18 protein-coding genes are annotated in these 17,171 nt (G+C 29.6%); 15 read left to right on the forward strand and 3 right to left on the reverse strand.

Features of this window, described 5'->3' with window-relative positions; all coding sequences use genetic code 11:
* The first annotated feature begins 294 nt into the window (after positions 1-294).
* The 4 genes from bsdtw1_RS08515 to bsdtw1_RS08530 all read left to right on the forward strand — a co-directional run bounded on the left by bsdtw1_RS08515 (position 295) and on the right by bsdtw1_RS08530 (position 4,342).
* Positions 295-1,485, forward strand: a complete 1,191-nt coding sequence (locus tag bsdtw1_RS08515) for an MFS transporter (protein ID WP_244638132.1) — start codon at positions 295-297, stop codon at positions 1,483-1,485.
* 195 nt (positions 1,486-1,680) lie between these two features.
* Positions 1,681-2,376 (forward strand): SIMPL domain-containing protein, encoded by a 696-nt coding sequence (locus bsdtw1_RS08520; protein WP_183277156.1) that lies wholly within the window; start codon positions 1,681-1,683, stop codon positions 2,374-2,376.
* Positions 2,377-2,693: 317 nt separating this feature from the next.
* Positions 2,694-3,464 carry a SatD family protein gene (locus bsdtw1_RS08525; RefSeq protein WP_183277157.1) on the forward strand — a complete coding sequence of 257 codons (771 nt, stop codon included), beginning with the start codon at positions 2,694-2,696 and terminating at the stop codon, positions 3,462-3,464.
* On the forward strand, positions 3,464-4,342 hold the full coding sequence (locus bsdtw1_RS08530) for a DUF3307 domain-containing protein (protein WP_280514134.1): 879 nt from the start codon (positions 3,464-3,466) through the stop codon (positions 4,340-4,342). The genes bsdtw1_RS08525 and bsdtw1_RS08530 overlap by 1 nt, the downstream gene beginning before the upstream one ends.
* Here bsdtw1_RS08530 and bsdtw1_RS08535 read toward each other — a convergent pair.
* Positions 4,335-4,721, reverse strand: a complete 387-nt coding sequence (locus bsdtw1_RS08535; protein ID WP_183277159.1) for a SatD family protein — start codon at positions 4,719-4,721, stop codon at positions 4,335-4,337. The two genes, bsdtw1_RS08530 and bsdtw1_RS08535, sit on opposite strands and share 8 nt — an antisense overlap.
* A 425-nt stretch (positions 4,722-5,146) precedes the next feature.
* Here bsdtw1_RS08535 and bsdtw1_RS08540 point away from each other — a divergent pair, with 425 nt between their 5' ends.
* Both bsdtw1_RS08540 and bsdtw1_RS08545 read left to right on the forward strand, forming a co-directional pair.
* Positions 5,147-5,431 (forward strand): phage holin family protein, encoded by a 285-nt coding sequence (locus bsdtw1_RS08540; RefSeq protein WP_183277160.1) that lies wholly within the window; start codon positions 5,147-5,149, stop codon positions 5,429-5,431.
* A 19-nt stretch (positions 5,432-5,450) separates the two neighbouring features.
* Positions 5,451-6,707, forward strand: coding sequence for a siderophore synthetase (locus tag bsdtw1_RS08545; RefSeq protein ID WP_183277161.1), 1,257 nt, complete (start codon positions 5,451-5,453; stop codon positions 6,705-6,707).
* A 197-nt stretch (positions 6,708-6,904) separates the two neighbouring features.
* Here the strand turns inward: bsdtw1_RS08545 and bsdtw1_RS08550 are convergent, their stop codons facing one another.
* Complete coding sequence (locus bsdtw1_RS08550) at positions 6,905-7,222, reverse strand: DUF6483 family protein (RefSeq protein WP_183277162.1); 318 nt, start codon at positions 7,220-7,222, stop codon at positions 6,905-6,907.
* A gap of 550 nt (positions 7,223-7,772) precedes the next feature.
* Between bsdtw1_RS08550 and bsdtw1_RS08555 the strand changes: the two genes are divergently transcribed.
* The 6 genes from bsdtw1_RS08555 (at position 7,773) to bsdtw1_RS08580 (ending at position 12,175) form a co-directional block, all read left to right on the forward strand.
* Complete coding sequence (locus bsdtw1_RS08555) at positions 7,773-8,438, forward strand: amino acid ABC transporter permease (protein WP_183277163.1); 666 nt, start codon at positions 7,773-7,775, stop codon at positions 8,436-8,438.
* Positions 8,419-9,096, forward strand: a complete 678-nt coding sequence (locus bsdtw1_RS08560) for an amino acid ABC transporter permease (protein ID WP_183277164.1) — start codon at positions 8,419-8,421, stop codon at positions 9,094-9,096. The genes bsdtw1_RS08555 and bsdtw1_RS08560 overlap by 20 nt, the downstream gene beginning before the upstream one ends.
* Before the next feature lie 11 nt (positions 9,097-9,107).
* On the forward strand, positions 9,108-9,857 hold the full coding sequence (locus tag bsdtw1_RS08565) for an amino acid ABC transporter ATP-binding protein (RefSeq protein ID WP_280514164.1): 750 nt from the start codon (positions 9,108-9,110) through the stop codon (positions 9,855-9,857).
* Between the two features lie 20 nt (positions 9,858-9,877).
* Positions 9,878-10,753, forward strand: coding sequence for a cysteine ABC transporter substrate-binding protein (locus bsdtw1_RS08570; protein WP_183277165.1), 876 nt, complete (start codon positions 9,878-9,880; stop codon positions 10,751-10,753).
* 352 nt (positions 10,754-11,105) lie between these two features.
* Positions 11,106-11,654 (forward strand): isopentenyl-diphosphate Delta-isomerase, encoded by a 549-nt coding sequence (gene idi, locus bsdtw1_RS08575; RefSeq protein WP_205245274.1) that lies wholly within the window; start codon positions 11,106-11,108, stop codon positions 11,652-11,654.
* A gap of 320 nt (positions 11,655-11,974) precedes the next feature.
* The gene (locus tag bsdtw1_RS08580; RefSeq protein WP_183277166.1) at positions 11,975-12,175 is read left to right on the forward strand and encodes a cold-shock protein; all 201 of its coding nucleotides are present in this window, start codon (positions 11,975-11,977) and stop codon (positions 12,173-12,175) included.
* Between the two features lie 105 nt (positions 12,176-12,280).
* Here the strand turns inward: bsdtw1_RS08580 and bsdtw1_RS08585 are convergent, their stop codons facing one another.
* Positions 12,281-13,156 (reverse strand): CehA/McbA family metallohydrolase domain-containing protein, encoded by an 876-nt coding sequence (locus bsdtw1_RS08585; RefSeq protein ID WP_183277167.1) that lies wholly within the window; start codon positions 13,154-13,156, stop codon positions 12,281-12,283.
* A gap of 282 nt (positions 13,157-13,438) precedes the next feature.
* On the opposite strand from bsdtw1_RS08585, the gene xylA reads away from it, so the two are divergent.
* From xylA to bsdtw1_RS08600, 3 genes are all read left to right on the forward strand, one after another.
* On the forward strand, positions 13,439-14,761 hold the full coding sequence (gene xylA / locus bsdtw1_RS08590) for a xylose isomerase (protein WP_183277168.1): 1,323 nt from the start codon (positions 13,439-13,441) through the stop codon (positions 14,759-14,761).
* A gap of 488 nt (positions 14,762-15,249) precedes the next feature.
* A complete protein-coding gene (locus bsdtw1_RS08595; protein WP_244638134.1) occupies positions 15,250-16,443 on the forward strand; it encodes an ROK family transcriptional regulator in 1,194 nt (397 codons plus the stop codon).
* A gap of 11 nt (positions 16,444-16,454) precedes the next feature.
* Positions 16,455-17,162 (forward strand): DUF624 domain-containing protein, encoded by a 708-nt coding sequence (locus bsdtw1_RS08600; protein WP_183277169.1) that lies wholly within the window; start codon positions 16,455-16,457, stop codon positions 17,160-17,162.
* Positions 17,163-17,171 lie beyond the last annotated feature (9 nt).

A 17,171-nucleotide genomic window follows, 5' to 3' on the forward strand; every position in this document is an offset into this window, starting at 1 on the left:
TTAGTTCTACCCAGGCGAGATTAGTTGCCTGGGTTTTTCACGTTTAAATTCGATTTTAATTATCAAATCTTACATTTGATAGATAAAGAATTGTAAAAGAATAGACTTTCTAGTGTTTGAGGTCTTATAATTACTGAGTCTCCCTGGCAAGAAATTGTTAAGGGAGATTTTTACGTTTAGAGAAGCATAATTGAAAATTTTATACATCTCTTCACAGTAAAAAAGATGATTGTATTTAATGGAAGCTGCTGATTTCAAATTAAAAATAACTAGGTGGTTTTAGGAGGAATTAATATGAATTATGAAAATAGATTAAGAAAAAATATTGGCAAGAATTATTTATTTATTCTTTTAAATAATTTTAGTTTTACTAATGGGATATGGATGATTTATTTAGCTTCAAAAGGATTAACTTTAACAGAGCTTGGCTTAATAGAAGGGGTATTTCACATTACTTCATTTTTTATGGAGATACCAACTGGTGCAATTGCAGATATATGGGGTAGAAAAGTAAGTAGAATATGCGGACGTATGGTCTCATTATTATCTTCTATAATAATGTTGTTTTCAAATAGCTTTCTTGGCTTTACAATAGCTTTTATAATTTCAGCCATATCATATAACTTAGAATCAGGGGCAGGTGACGCACTCGTATATGATTCTTTAAAAGAGATTGATGAAGATAAGAAATATATGAAGATTTCTGGTGTTAATGAGCTTATAATGCAAGTGGCCAGTACTGGAGGATTAATTGTAGGTGGATATTTATCAAAATACAATTATAAATACGCATATATAGCTGCAATAATAGTAAGTCTAATTAATTTTATACACTGTTTTTCATTCACAGAACCTATGATTGAAATTGAAACTGAACATAAAAGCTTAAAGAACATAAAAGCTCAAGTTGTTGAAAGTTATAAGATAATAGTTTCAACAAAAAGCATAGGATTTCTTTTGATTTTTTCTCAAGCTATTTTTATGTTTAATACAAGCATTTTCTTTTATTTTCAAAATTACCTACTGGGTAATGGTATCTCACAGGATAAAATAGGAATTATTTTAGCGCTATCCTCTTTAGGATCAGCAATAGTCGGTGCAAATGGATATAGGATTGAGAGAAAAATTGGGCAAGTAGGCATAATCGCAGTTGTCCCCATTCTTATATCTGTATGTATCTGGGGAGCTGCATTAAGTAAGTATTATTATATATTTTTCATAGCTGTAAGTTCTATGGAGTCACTTATTTATGTAGTGGTAGGTGATTACATTAATAAACTAATACCATCAGAAAAAAGAGCTACAATCTTGTCAATGGGAAGTATGATCTTTAGTGCATATATGATTATAATTTTTCCATTGATAGGGAAAATAGGTGATATGTATTCACTAAAAACCTCTTTTCAAGTCATTGCTTTTATAGCCACAGTTATGTCTGTAGTTAGTTTTACTATTTTTAGCCGTGTAAATAAGAAAGATGAGTAGAAATATAAAACCCAAATATTAATGTTGTTGCATTGAAAAATAGTGAATAATAGCAATTACTAATTTTTTACGAAATATCCTACAAAACTATTTTCAGCTTAAATTTGAACTCTTTGAAGGAAAATGCATATATATAAAAAGATAAGGTAAGTATAATGATTCTTTACTTACTCAGTAATTTTAGAAGGTGAAAAAATGTACCCAGATGGATATGGCAATGCATTTTCTAGTAGATATAATTATCTAAAAGGATTTGATGGCAATGAAGTTTTTAACAATGTACTTAAGGTTATAGGAAACGGAACTATAAAGGCTAAACCTGATATTGCAGAAATAACCCTAGGAGTTATCACTGAAAATGAAAGTCTAAAGACAGCACAAAAAGAAAATGCGGAGATTACGGTGGCTGTTTTAGATGCATTAAAAAATAATGGAGTAGCTACAAAAGATATACAAACAGAAAGTTATACAATAAACACTAAATATGATTATGTAGACGGTAAACAAGTTTTTAAAGGTTATGAAGTGAGAAATTCATTAAGAGTAACAATTAGAGAGATAAGTAGAGTTGGAATAACAATTGATTCTGCAGTTGAAAGTGGAGTAAATAATGTTGGAAACATAAGTTTTACTATACAGAATCCATCGAAGTACTATTCTGAAGCTTTAAGATTAGCAGTTGAGGATGCTCAGAAAAAAGCTGTTGTTATAACAAGTAAGCTTAATGTAAAGATATATGAAGTCCCTATAAGGGTAGTAGAATTAACTAACGAAAATCAAGGTCCAAGGCCTATGGGTTTTAAAACTAGCATTGCTGCGACTACACCTATTGAAGCTGGTGAAAACGCAGTATCTGCATCAGTTGAAGCAGTATTCCTATATGCTGAATAATATTTTTAAAATATAACTTATTATAAAATTAGTCTCAGGTAATCAGTAGAAATATGTGCTGTTTACCTGATTTTTTACTGTTTAAATCCAAAGATATAATATAAAAAGTTAAGTATCAAAGTTAATAATGAATTTGGGAGGTATTGTCTAATATGTTCATAAGTAGGTATAATTATAAATATAACTTAAAGATATAGAAAGATGTAACATCTAAGTGTAAAGAATCTTTAAGAATATACTTTGTTTATAGTGAGAATTGAAATCCGAGGGATTAATTCTAAGTGGAATATTTAAGTATAGAAAGGAGGGCTTATTGTATGAATATATATAGTGTTATAAATATGGATATTGTGGGGTCGAGAGAAATTGAAGGTAGGGTAGCAGTACAAGAAGAACTTAAGCAATATTTTAGACAGTTATATGTTGAAAACAGACATATATTAGTTGCGCCTATCACATTTACTCTAGGGGATGAATGGCAGATTGTTTTAAAGGATGCAAAGGAAAGTTATAATATGTTTTTAAAGATAAAAGAGTTTCTTTTACACCGCAATATTAATTGCTATTGTGGAGTAGGGATAGGTTCAATAAGCACTAAAGAATCTGAAGATACTAGAGAAATGGATGGAAAAGCGTTTATACATGCTAGGAAAGCTCTTATATATGCAAAAGAGACAAATACCTTTTATAATAAAATGCTTTATACAAAAAATTGTAGAGTGATTTTTATGGGAGATTCAGTAAATGGGAGTAACTCAAGTAGTGATCAAAAAAATTCATCTGATCAGCAGTTAGAAGTTGCAGTGACTTCAGTTGATGATGATTTTGACATAATTGATACATTGAATGCTATAATTCAAAATAACGAAATTCTACAAATGAACATGACAGAAAAACAAAGGGAAGTTATTAGATTATATGAAGCTTTAGGATCATATGCAGAAATTGAAAAAAAACACCCAAGGTATACTAAATCAAGCATTTCCCGTAAACTTTCAGCTGCTAATTATTTTTTAGTAGAGCATAATAGAAATATAATCAAAGGTCTTTTAGCAGAATATTGTAAATTGGTGAAGGAGCAAAGGTAATGGATATAGAACTCTTATTAATTGCTGTACTCAGCCATAATATTTTTGATTTTATTTTACAAATTAAACTTTTTCGGTGTTATAGATTCCCCGTATGTAAAGGGGATGGTAGAGATTTAAAACGCAAAAAAAACATATATAAGACTGTAAAAGGCAATCTAATGCATACATCTAGCCACTTCATAGGACTTTGTATAATTGTGTTTATCATAAATTCAATAAAAAATAATCCAGTAATTTTTCCTATGAGTAAAATAATCATAATTTGTATAGCTCATTTCTTTATAGATGAGATTAAATCATTAATTTACTTATTTAGGACAAGCACTCAAAATAACATATGGGTTTTTTTATTTGATCAACTTGTGCATCTTATAGTAATTTCACTTGTAAGTTTTAATTGTGATATAACATACTTTATAAGTCAGATAAAGATTAAACTTTTCAATTACCCAAAGAGTTTTAATTTCACTGAGAAAGTATTGCTTACTTCCATAATATTTATTGTGTCTACCTGGGCAGTAGGCATATTTATTAAGGTATTTATAAACTACATTAGCTCTGAAGCAAATAAAATTAATATAACAGATGATATTGGAAAGAATATCATTGGTAATAATGGAAGTATTATAAAAATTGCATCCACCGAAGCTAAAAATGGTGGATATTTAATAGGCATTCTAGAAAGAATACTGATATTAATAAGCATAGCTATGAACTATCCTGTTATGATCGGCTTTGTCCTTACGGCTAAATCAGTTGCAAGACTAAAAAAACTATCTAATGACAGCTTTGCAGAATACTTCATAATTGGAACTTTCTTTAGCTTTATAGCTGCTGTATTAGGAGGAATCATTATAAGAAGTTTATTTAACTAACTAAAATAACCAAAGAGCAGTGGTTTTTCTTTGCGTATTTTATAGCTTTTCTAGCGAGGTGAAAAGAAGGACCGTCCAATTGATTAACTGTGAGTTCAAAATTATTAATAGTAATTTCACCTATGCCTATACCAGTATAAAAATCTAAGTATTCCGGTAAGTTTTCTCTAAAAAAACGTATTATCTTATCATAAGGGGCATCTTTTCGTAATAATCCTTCCCATTCATCACCAAGAGTTATTAGAAATGGAGAGGCAATTACATCACTAAAGGTTGCATTACACTTTTTTAAAGCGTTTATTAGTAATCTCTGAACTTCATATCTATTTTCTATATTTTTAGAATCCTTTAAGTCAAAAATCATAGTTATATAGCACATAATTCCTCCTATCGAGTATATTGTAAAAAAGAAACTCTCGCATAGTTGATATTTTAATGGCAACTTTACAAGAGTTGTAATTTTTATATTAACTTTGAAGTACAATAATTTCACACTGTATTATATGAATTTTGCAAGATATTGTACCAATAAGTGCAGGGTGTAAAAAGAAAATTTATAACTCTATATTCTTAGTAAGTGGATGACAATTTATTCTAAAATACAGATGTATAAGAAAATAGATAGATTATGTAACTAATTTTGGTAATATTGTTTATTTATTCAATATATGATAGTATGGACTTAAAGAGAAAAAAGCATTGATTAAAAATCGCTTTTTAATGATTAATTTAATGATAAAAATAGTCCGTAGAAGATGAAAATTATATATTACTATAATATATTTTATTTAAGGAGGGAATAAAATGGACATTGAAAAATTTGTTCCTGAGCAGTTGATGATTTTAGTTGCTGCATTATATGTCATTGGAATGTGCTTAAAGGCTACACCTAAAGTGAAAGATTGGTTGATCCCTTGGATACTGATAGTGATTGGGATAATTGGATCAATAGCATTGCAAAAAGGTTTTACTGCATTAGCTTTTTTTCAAGGTATAGTTTCTGCTGGATTAGCAGTTCTTAGCAATCAACTAGTAAAGCAAACGTTAAATAGGGATGATTCTAGCAAAAGTAGTAATGATAAAGTTTAGAAAGTAAGGCGAATTTGTTATGAGGTTTAAATCTGAGGCTTTTGATGTATTTCAATTTTTATCAGAAGAATATAAATATAATGACCATCAACTTCATTGCGTATTATATTTTAAAGGGAAAATTGAAGAACTTATACTAGAAAGAGCAATAAATTTAAGTTTTAAGGCAATACCAATACTATCAAGTAAATATGTAGAGGATATAAGTATGCCTTATTGGGAGAGTTGTGACTTTGAAAAAGCCAATGATTATTTGATAATTACAAAGGATAAAAGTAATTTTGATGACTTTATTGTTATGAGTACTGATGAGTTTAATGGTCCACAAGTGAAATTTTGTTTATACGCAGGCGATAATCATAGGTTAGCAGTAATAATGAATCACATGATTTGTGATGCTGCCGGATTTAAACAGTATATCTATCTATTAAGCGACTTATATTCAAAATTATCTAAGGCTATTGAATATGTAGTAGACAAGAAATTAAATGGCACAAGAAGCATTAGTATAATTACTGATAATATTTCTAGTTTTACAAAATTGAAAATTCTAACCTCTAAAAAAATAGTAAGTAATAGAACTGGTCATCTAAAGTTTTCCTTTAGCCATAATTCCGATAAAAACCCCTTCATCAAAAAATATGTAATCTCAAAAGATAGATTTATTAAAATTAAAGAGTACTGTCATAAAAATGATTTTACAATAAATGATGTTTTTTTGGCAGCGTATTATAGAGTTATGTTTAGTAGGCTTAAGCTAAAACAGAATGATAAGTTAAATATAGCAATAATGATTGATATGAGAAGACATTTAAAGAATAAAAATATTGATTCTCTTTGCAACCTTGCCTCATCTGTTGTAACAGAAATTGAATATTGTGAAAAAGATGATTTTTTTAAAACAGCCTGTAAGGTAAAAAATGATGTAGATTTTAAAAAAAATAGATATTTTGGAATAAAAGGTTTCTTGGAGATAGAGTTAGCTTTCAAGTTTTTAAGTTATAAAACTATAAAGAAGCTTTTAAAAAAACACTTTAATAATCCAGTTCTAGGGATGACTAATATAGGTGTTATCGATAAGAATAAACTTAGATTTGGCAACACAGAAGTGGAGCAAGCTTTTATGTGTGGGTCAATAAAGTATGAACCTTATTTTCAATTAGCCTTAAGTAGTTTTGATGATACAATTATCTTAACTGTAAATTTGTTTGGAAATAAAAATGACCAAGCAGCCGTAGATGATTTTTTATTGCAGATTGTTGATGAACTTCCATAAATATGATTAAATTACGGTCTTGAGTCGACATATAGACTCAATGTTTAACCAAAGAACGATAATAGCGTTTGACTGGACCAGAAGAATTTTTAAGATATGACACGAATATAGAAAATTATTAAAGCCTCCAAAAAAACTATAGTTTTTTAGAGGCTTTAAGTTACTAATAATATTGAAAAAAATATTATTAACTAAAGTTAATCAAAATTTAGTGAATTGATGTCATTAAGCCCCTGGTAAACTTCTTCTCTAGAGAAGTTGTTTTTGATTAAATCTTCATCACTTTTTTCTAAAAGCATGTTATAAAATTTAATACCAGCATCCTTTATAGACCTAGTCTTATTTTTCTCTAGCTCTTCAAAAAGTAGGTTCTCTGCTTTATTATATTCACCTTCATAAACCATACGTTTTAACAATAACTGCAGCAAATCAGCAGATCCCATATTGTTTAAGTCTGAGTTATCCATAGCTTTTGCTTGTTTTTCATCATCTTTCTTTGATCTTAAAAATCCCATAAAAACACCGCCATCTATTTTGTTATATAGTTATAAATATTATAGACAATATTTTATCATAAATAAATTTATTTATTTATTTATTCTTTGAATCCTGGATGAAAATGTTTAAGATATATTACTTTAATCTGATAACTTTCTATAAAATTTCTCTGAGTCTTGGTGAGAGAAATTAAATATAAAGTACCATTAATATTTAAATGGATATCTATTATAGATGCGTAAAAATGAAATTAAATATTGCAGTAATAATCATAAATGACGATTAAGCTTCATATTTTAAATGAATTATGAATGAAATCAAAAACATTAAATCATTATTTAAAATAGCGAAATGTTAATAAAATACTGATATATTCACTTATAATTCATAAATAATAGGTAATAAATAACATATTTTCACATATTGCTGTCTATTATTAACAAAATGAATATTTATTATCGTTGACATTGAAGGTGCAACGTTCATATAATAGGGTGAAATTACATATTAAACAGATAGGAATAGTAATTATTTTGAATTTTCAGCATTTTTAAAGGTGGTATATCCATGAATATTAACTGGCAATTTATAACAAGTAACTTGCCTTTATACGAAAAAGCAGCATTGCTTACGCTTAAGCTAGCTTTTTGGGGTATATTGGCATCTATTATAATCGGACTTATTTGTTCTGTAATACTATATTATAAGGTTAAAGTATTAGATATAGTTGTACGAGCTTACGTTGAACTTTCACGTAATACTCCGCTATTAATACAATTATTTTTCTTGTATTATGGATTAACTAAACTTGGGGTAACTTTAAGTGGAACAGCCTGTGCAATTATTGGACTATCCTTCCTTGGTGGAAGTTATATGGCTGAAGCATTTAGAGGTGGAATAGAAGCAGTTAGTAAATCGCAAATTGAATCTGGTCTTAGTATTGGACTTACAAAGGCTCAATTAGCGAGATATGTAATATTGCCTCAAGCTTTTTCAGTAAGTGTACCAGCTATAGGAGCAAATTGTATATTTCTTTTAAAAGAAACTTCAATTTTTAGCGCCATAGCAATAGTGGATTTGATGAATGTTACTAAAGATTTGATAGGACTTTATTATCAGACATTCGAATCTTTATTTATGTTAGTTGTATCTTATTTAATAATATTATTGCCTCTGTCCCTTCTTTTGACATGGCTAGAAAGGAAGGTAAGGTATGCAGAATTCGGTAATTAGCGCTATCTTTGAAGGAAACAATTTTCTTAGGCTTTTGGGTGGATTGTTGGTAACAGCCAGAATAGCATTTATCTCAATAATAATTGGATCTGTTTTTGGTATTGTTCTTGGATTACTTAGAACTACTAAGTATAAGGTAATAAAATTTGTCTTGAGACTTTATTTAGAGATATTTAGAATAATACCAACTCTAGTATGGCTATTTATACTTCATTTTGGAGTAACTGCTGCCTTGGACATACAAATCGATGGAGAAGTTGTGTCTATAATAGTTTTTAGTTTATGGGGTGCAGCTGAGATGAGCGATATAGTTAGAGGAGCTTTGGAGTCTTTACCTAAACATCAGCTTGAATCAGGAAAAGCTTTGGGGTTAACTTATATTCAGTTGTATAGATATATACTTATACCACAGGCTATAAGGAGATTGCTTCCTGGAGCTATAAATTTAGCAACTAGAATGGTTAAGACTACTTCTTTAGTTGTATTAATTGGAGTTGTTGAAGTAGTAAAAGTTGGACAACAAATAATAGAAACAGCAAGATTTACTGTTCCAACAGCTTCTTTCTGGGTATATGGGATAGTATTCATATTATATTTTATAATTTGTTATCCTCTATCATTGTTATCAAAAAGACTTGAAGCAAAGTGGAATAGTTAGGGGTGGTTATCATAGATAAAGTAAATAATGAAGTGTTGCTTGAGATAAAAGGCTTACACAAAGAATATGAAAGTAAGAAAGTTTTAAATAATATAGACTTGGAAATACACAAAGGTGAGGTTCTTGTAATACTAGGACCTTCTGGATGTGGAAAAAGTACCCTTCTAAGATGTTTAAATGGTCTTGAACCAATTCAAGGAGGGGATATAAAACTATCTGGAAAGTCATTAACTGATAAGAATGTAAACTGGCAAGAGGTACGTCAGAAGATAGGAATGGTATTTCAGAATTATGAGTTGTTTCCACATATGACAGTTATTGAAAATATTCTTTTAGGGCCAACTAAGGTTCAGAAAAGAGATAGAAATGAAGTATTGGAGCAAGCAAAGCAACTTTTGGATAGAGTAGGACTTCTTGATAGAATGGATTCATATCCACGTCAGCTTTCAGGTGGACAAAAGCAAAGAATAGCCATAGTAAGAGCTTTATGCATGAACCCGGAAGTAATGCTATTTGATGAAGTAACTGCATCACTTGATCCGGAGATGGTAAGAGAAGTATTAGATGTTATGTTAGAACTTGCAAAGCAAGGGATGACAATGGCAATAGTAACTCATGAAATGAATTTTGCTCAAGCTGTTGCAGATAAGATAGTTTTCCTTGATTCAGGAAACATATGTGAAGTTGCAACTCCTGAGGAGTTTTTTAAAAATCCTAAGACAGAACGTGCTCAGCACTTTCTAAATATATTTGAATACTAAAATTGGGGGGAAGATTTATAATGAAAAACATTAAAAAGGTTTTAGCAGCAGTTATAGTTGGTACTTTACTAGTGGGTAGCTTTGTTGGATGCAGCAAGTCTACTACATCAGATGATAAGTCAAAATCATCAGCAGCTACAAGTTCATTAGAAGATATCAAAAAACGTGGAAAGATTAGAGTTGGTGTATTTAGTGATAAACCACCTTTCGGATATGTAGATTCAAACGGTAAGAACCAAGGTTTTGACGTTGAAATAGCTAAGAGATTTGCAAAGGATCTTTTAGGGGATGAGTCAAAAGTAGAATTTGTATTAGTAGAAGCAGCAGCAAGAGTATCAGTTTTAGAATCAAATAAAGTTGATATAACAATGGCTAACTTCACAGTTACAGATGAAAGAAAGCAAAAGGTTGATTTTGCTAATCCATATATGAAGGTTTCTCTTGGAATAGTTTCTCCTGATGGAGCTCTTATAACTTCAGTTGACCAATTAAAAGGTAAGAAGCTTATAGTTAACAAGGGAACAACTGCAGAAGCTTACTTCATGAAGAACTATCCAGATATAGAATTATTAAAGTATGACCAAAATACAGAAACTTTTGAAGCTTTAAAGGATGGTCGTGGTGCTGCACTAGCTCATGATAACACAGAAGTTCTTGCTTGGGCTAAGAGCAACAAAGGATTCACTGTTGGAGTTCCAACACTAGGAAGCCAAGATACAATAGCTCCAGCTGTAAAGAAGGGTAACAAAGAGCTTTTAGATTGGATCAACACTGAACTTGAAAATATAGGAAAAGAAAACTTTATTCACAAAGCATACGAAGATACCTTAAAGCCAGTATACGGTGACTCAGTAAGTCCTGATAACCTTGTAATTGAAGGCGGAAAATTAAAATAGTTTTTGAGCAGCTGATACTGTAGTATCAGCTGCTTATTTTCATTTATATGAAGATATATATTGTTTTTAAAAGGGAAATTATATAAATAAAATACTTCATATTAGAATTTATCCAAATAAAGATTCGTAGAATTATCGAAATTTAATGATTGAAGTAGTTTATCAGTTCAGAGGAATAAATAATCCAGTTCTATGTAATAAGACTAATAGATACTTATATTAAATAATAATGTCGGTAAGATTATCAACTATAAGTTTTTATGTAATCTAAATATCTTGATTGAGGTATAGCTACTATTCTATAATTAATAGATAATAAATGTCAGTAAAGTATTAAATATTTAAAATTAAAATGGAGGTGAGACACATATTAGAAAATATTGCAGTTGTGAATGACAATGATGAGATTATAGGATATAAAGAAAAAATGTCGGTACATAAGGAAGGTATATTGCATAGAGCTTTTTCAGTAGTACTTTTTAATTCGAAAAATGAAATGCTATTGCAGAGAAGGAGTTTTTCAAAATATCACTCGCCAGGAGAGTGGACTAATGCATGTTGCAGTCATCAGAGAGAGAATGAAACAATTAAAGAAGCTGCGATTAGAAGACTGTATGAAGAACTGGGAATTAATGATGCTATACTTGAAGAAGAATTTATTTTTCATTATAAATGCCAATTTGAAAATGAACTTTGGGAAAATGAAATTGATCATGTTTTTATTGGTAGATATGATAAAGATGTTGAATCTTTTAATATAGATGAAGTTCACGAGGTCAGATGGATTTCAGTATCGGAGTTGCTTAACTGGATTGATGAAAAGCCTGAAGAGTTTACTTTTTGGTTTAAAATTCTAATAAAGAAAGCAGAAGAACTTAAAAAATTATACACTAAATATTAATTTGTTAAGATTTAATGTATAATTCTTCTACATATTGAGGCATAATAATCAATGTAATGTAGCATCTTCTTATAAGTTTTATTCTTTGTAGTTTTAAAATATTTAAGTTACGAAACTATAACTTTAGAAGATTTATACACAAATTACCAAATGAACTCTTCTGAAAACTAATTAGAAATCAAGGTAACCTAGTACATAGCAAGAAAATAATGGATTAAAATGCAAATTATCATCCATAAGGAATGGCTGGTTACATCGGAATTTTATTAGTGAAATGTTCCAGAGAGTTTAAAAAAATAAAATTTCGGAGGTTCAAAATTATGAATGGTACAGTTAAATGGTTTAATCCAGAAAAAGGATTTGGATTCATCACAGGAGATGATGGAAAAGATGTATTTGCACACTTTTCACAAATAAATGCTGAAGGCTATAAATCTCTTGAAGAAGGCCAAAAAGTATCTTTTGATGTTGCTCAAGGTCCAAAAGGTCCACAAGCAGAAAATATTACACTAGCTAAATAGACAGCGGAAATCCCCTTAAAGTATGTACTTTAAGGGGATTTTAGCAATATTTATTGAAAAAGGATACTTAAGGATATTTTATAGTCTCTATTATTTATGATTTTGTTATTCAATCCAAAATGGCTGAGTCCATGCCATGCAACCATCTTCTCTGTTCATTTCAATTCTTACATATTTCTCATTTCCTAATACTGTATATTCGGCTTCATGACCGTAGCTTTCTTTTAAAACTTTGCCTTTATAACCTATAAATTTAAAAGATACTGGAATATTGTGATGTTTAAGCTCCAGATATAGTCTATTATCAATAGCTTCAATTTTATTTAGTAAGATACCAGTGGAACTATAGAAACTTCCTTTTCTCAAAGATTCAAGTATTGATACAGAACTTTTCTCTTCACATAATGCCATATTAAAAGCACAACCACAGCGCTGGAATACGTGCATATCATCGTTCGCGAATCCAAATACTTTTTTACCATTCGACAAAAGATTGTCCCATAAATCAGTAGCTAAAGCTCTTCCTTTGTTATCGAATTTAACATTGTTATTATAAATTTCTAACCCAGTATACCCATTTAACTGTAGTAATTCTTCTAGTGGCCAGTAATTATCTTCATAAACATGAGGATGGCATATTATATTTAATCCGCCTTCATCATTTACTTTATTAAAAAGTTGTTGATGATTATCATAATTACGTTCATCGTCACAGTAATCTTTAATGTTTATACCAAGAGTTTGATAATCTCTATATTTATATTCAGTTCCAGGGAAAATAACTATATCTTCGTAACTTTCATTAAGTTTTGTGAGCATACAGTGATCCGTAATGGCTAAAAAATCATATTTCATTTTATAAGATTTGTACATATCTATTACTGTCTCTAAAGAGTAGTGACCACATTTACTATTTTCAGTATGGGTATGTAAATTTCCCTTAAGCCATATCCCAGTAGACAGGTAAGGATTAATTATCATAAGTTTACCTCCATATGAGTTTTAATTTTAAATACACAATTCAAGTTTAAAACCTATTAAAATTTTAAAAGCTCAATTCATTAATAAGCTGCTATTTTGTCAAATAGTATAATTTTATTATATAACAGTTAAAAAAAATAGTAAAATTTATATCGAAAAACAGAAAAAACTTATTAAAGCTACTTTATAAAATAACTTGAAAAAGTTTTTTTCCAATGATATACTTTAGTCAAGGATGGTCAATACAATTAATAAATAAAATGGGAATGAGAGGGTACGAGAATGAAAGAGTATTTTTCAAACATATCTAAGGTAGTATATGAGGGGCCAAAATCAACCAATCCATATTCATTTAAATATTACAATCCTGAAGAAGTAGTTGGAAATAAAAAGATGAAAGAACATTTAAGATTTGCAGTATCTTATTGGCATACTTTAACTGCAAATGGAACTGATCCTTTTGGGGTTGGGACAATGCTTCGTCCTTGGGATAATGTAAACGATTCTATGGAACTTGCTAAAGCAAGAATGGAAGCTGCATTTGAATTAATGGATAAGCTAAACATTGATTATTTCTGTTTCCATGATAGAGATATTGCACCAGAAGGAAATAGCCTAGCTGAGACTAACGAAAACTTAGACAAGTTGGTAGCATATTGCAAAGAATTAATGAAAAAATATGATAAAAAATTGTTATGGGGAACTGCAAATTGTTTCTCTAATCCAAGATATGTACATGGAGCAGGTACTTCATGCAATGCTGATGTTTTTGCATATACAGCAGCTCAAATTAAAAAGGCTATTGAAGTAACAAAAGAATTAGGCGGAGAAAATTATGTGTTCTGGGGTGGAAGAGAAGGTTATGAAACTCTTCTAAATACAAACATGGAATTAGAACTTGATAACTTTGCTAGACTTCTTCAAATGGCTGTTGACTATGCTAAAGAAATAGGATTCACTGGACAGTTTTTAATAGAACCAAAGCCAATGGAACCAACAAAACACCAATATGATTTTGACACAGCTACAGTATTAGCATTCTTAAGAAAATATAAATTAGACAAGCATTTTAAGATAAATATTGAAGCAAATCATGCAACCTTAGCAGGTCACACTTTCCAGCATGAGCTACATGTAGCTAGAATAAATAATGTTCTTGGAAGCGTAGATGCAAATCAAGGAGATCCTAATTTGGGATGGGATACTGACCAGTTCCCAACTAATGTATATGATACAACTCTTGCTATGTATGAAATACTTAAGAATAACGGTATTGCACCTGGTGGTTTGAATTTTGATGCAAAGGTAAGAAGAGCTTCATTTGAACCAGAAGATTTATTTTTAGCTTATATTGCTGGAATGGATACTTTTGCGAAAGGGTTAAGAGTAGCTCATAAACTGCTAACTGATGGAGTTCTAGAAAACAATATAAAAGAGAAATATTCAAGTTTTGAAGGTGGAATCGGAAAAGAAATAGTTGAAGGAAATGTAGGCTTCAAAGAGTTGGAAAAGTACGCTTTAGAAAACAGTAGAATTTCCAATAAGTCTGGAAGACAAGAGATGTTGGAGTCTATTGTTAATCAATATATATTTGAAGATAAATAGATTTCTTAAATAAAAATAAGATTTATATTTAAGTAAGAGTGTATCTTAAACTGAATTAATTAAAAAGATGTACCACTTCGTATTTAATTTTATATTTTTAAATTTAATCACTATAAGCAGTGAGAGTTTAAAAATTAGATTGAAGATCGGAGTGGTACATACTGTATATAGATGAATCCATTCATAATTAAATTTATATTTTTAAAATATCCTCTGAATTTTGAAAATAGGTTTTGGATTAGAACGTTTCATCTTTAATAATATTTGCATTAAATTGGGATATGATTAGAAGCTGAAATGCAGAAGCATATAAAAGCTATTATATGGTATATTTAAGCATCCCTTTAGAAATAGAAGTGAATTATTAGTAATCATGCCAGTTGAAGTGAAAACGTTGTATTTGGTATAATTAAGAAAATTATTAAGATAACGTAAAATTTGAACTTTTAGATGTAAGTAAATTAAATGTACAAAGGAATGATAGGATAATGATGAAATTTAAAAATGTAGATAAAGACACAATAAGGAGTTCAAATATAAAGCTTATATTGAACTTATTGTTTGATAAAAGGGAACTTACAAAGCAGGAAATATCAAAAGAAACAGGGCTTAGTATACCAACTGTAATTAACATTACAAACGAACTTATTGAAGATGGATTAGTTGAGGAATGTGGAGTTGCAGAATCAAGCGGTGGAAGAAAACCAATAATAGTAAGATTTATGCCAAATTCCAGATATTCTTTTGGAGTAGAGATAAATTCTAAATACATAAGAATAATTTTAATTAATCTTGATGCTGCTATTTTGGAAGATGAAAGCATAATGTTTAATGATTCATTTAAGCTGAATGAAGGTAATGTAAAAAATATTTTTGATGAAATTTGCAAAATAATTAAAGTTATAATTTTAAAAAGGAATATAAAAGAAGCGAATGTGCTTGGAATAGGATTTTCACTTCCAGGTACAGTGAATGAAGAAAAACTTTTGCTAGAGCTTGCTCCAAATCTTTTTGTTAAGAATATGGATTTTCATTACGTAGAAGAAAAACTTAATATTAAGGTATATGTAGAAAATGAAGCTAATTCTGCTGCAGTGGCTGAGCTAAGACTCGGAATAGCAAAAGATATGAGAAATTTAGTCTACATATCAGTCAGAGAAGGTGTGGGTACCGGAATTGTTGTAAGTGGATACCTTTATAAAGGAAAGAACAAAAGAGCTGGTGAATTTGGTCATATGACTGTAGAAAAAAATGGTATTCCTTGTACTTGTGGAAAAAAAGGATGCTGGGAAGTTTATACTTCATCAGAAATGATTTTAAAAAAATATAATATAGAAGAAAAGAATCCTGTAAGGTCTTTCGACCAATTCTTTAATTTACTTGATGGAAAAGATTTAAAAGCTTCTGCAATCTGGGAAGAATATTTAGATTACTTATCTGTTGGAATTCAAAATATAATTCTAATAATGGATCCCCATTATATTGTAGTAGGAGGAGACATAAGTAATTATGAAAAGTTTCTTATCCCTCCTTTAAAAGATAGAATTTTTAAGGATATCAATTTCTTTAGTGAAGATGATTTAAAGCTACTTACTTCTAAATTTAAGGAGAATTCATCCATAATAGGAGCGTCGATCTTACCAATTGAAAAACTATTTTTTATAAATGAAAGAATATTATAGTGGAGGCATTTATGAAAGTAAAAAAGGAATTTGGAGAAGGACCAATATTTATAGCAACAAATTATATATGGTGGTTTTTAGTTGGGAACTTCTATTTCTGGCTTTTGAATTTGCCAATGTTGTTAGTTGTTCTAGGGATAGTATCTACTGTAGGCAGTGATAATACATTATTGTTCATAATAACTCTTTTACCAATGGCTCCAGCATTAACAGCACTTTTAAGTTCAATGGGGAAGCTTATTAGAGAAAAGGACATAAACATGACAAAGGAATTTTTTAAAGCTTACAAAACAAATTTTGTTGAGTCAATAATTTTTGGCTTTTTTGAAGTGGTAATCCTCGGGGTATTATATTTTGACAGAGTTTATTTTGCGGCTACATCTTCAATCGCAATTCTTCAGATGGTTATATTAGTGCTAGCTATTATTTTCTTTGCAATTATTAATTTTTATATTTTGCCTATAGTTTCTAGGTTTTATTTGAAAAAGATGCAAATAGTGAAGTTAGCCATCTTTTATTTCTTTAGAAGAATACATGTAGCAGCGGCTGCATTAGCAATTTTATATTTACTATGGACAATCTCACTTAAAGGCGGGTCTATTATTTTACTTTTTTCAGCTAGCATTTTATGTTATATAATAATGCTATTTCATACAAATACCTTAATTGAGATAGAAGCTAGGTTGCAACCAGAAGATACTAATGGATTAGATGCATAGAAGGTGTAT

Origin of the sequence: Clostridium fungisolvens (assembly GCF_014193895.1) — a bacterium.
In the GTDB taxonomy this organism is placed as follows: domain Bacteria; phylum Bacillota; class Clostridia; order Clostridiales; family Clostridiaceae; genus Clostridium_AR; species Clostridium_AR fungisolvens.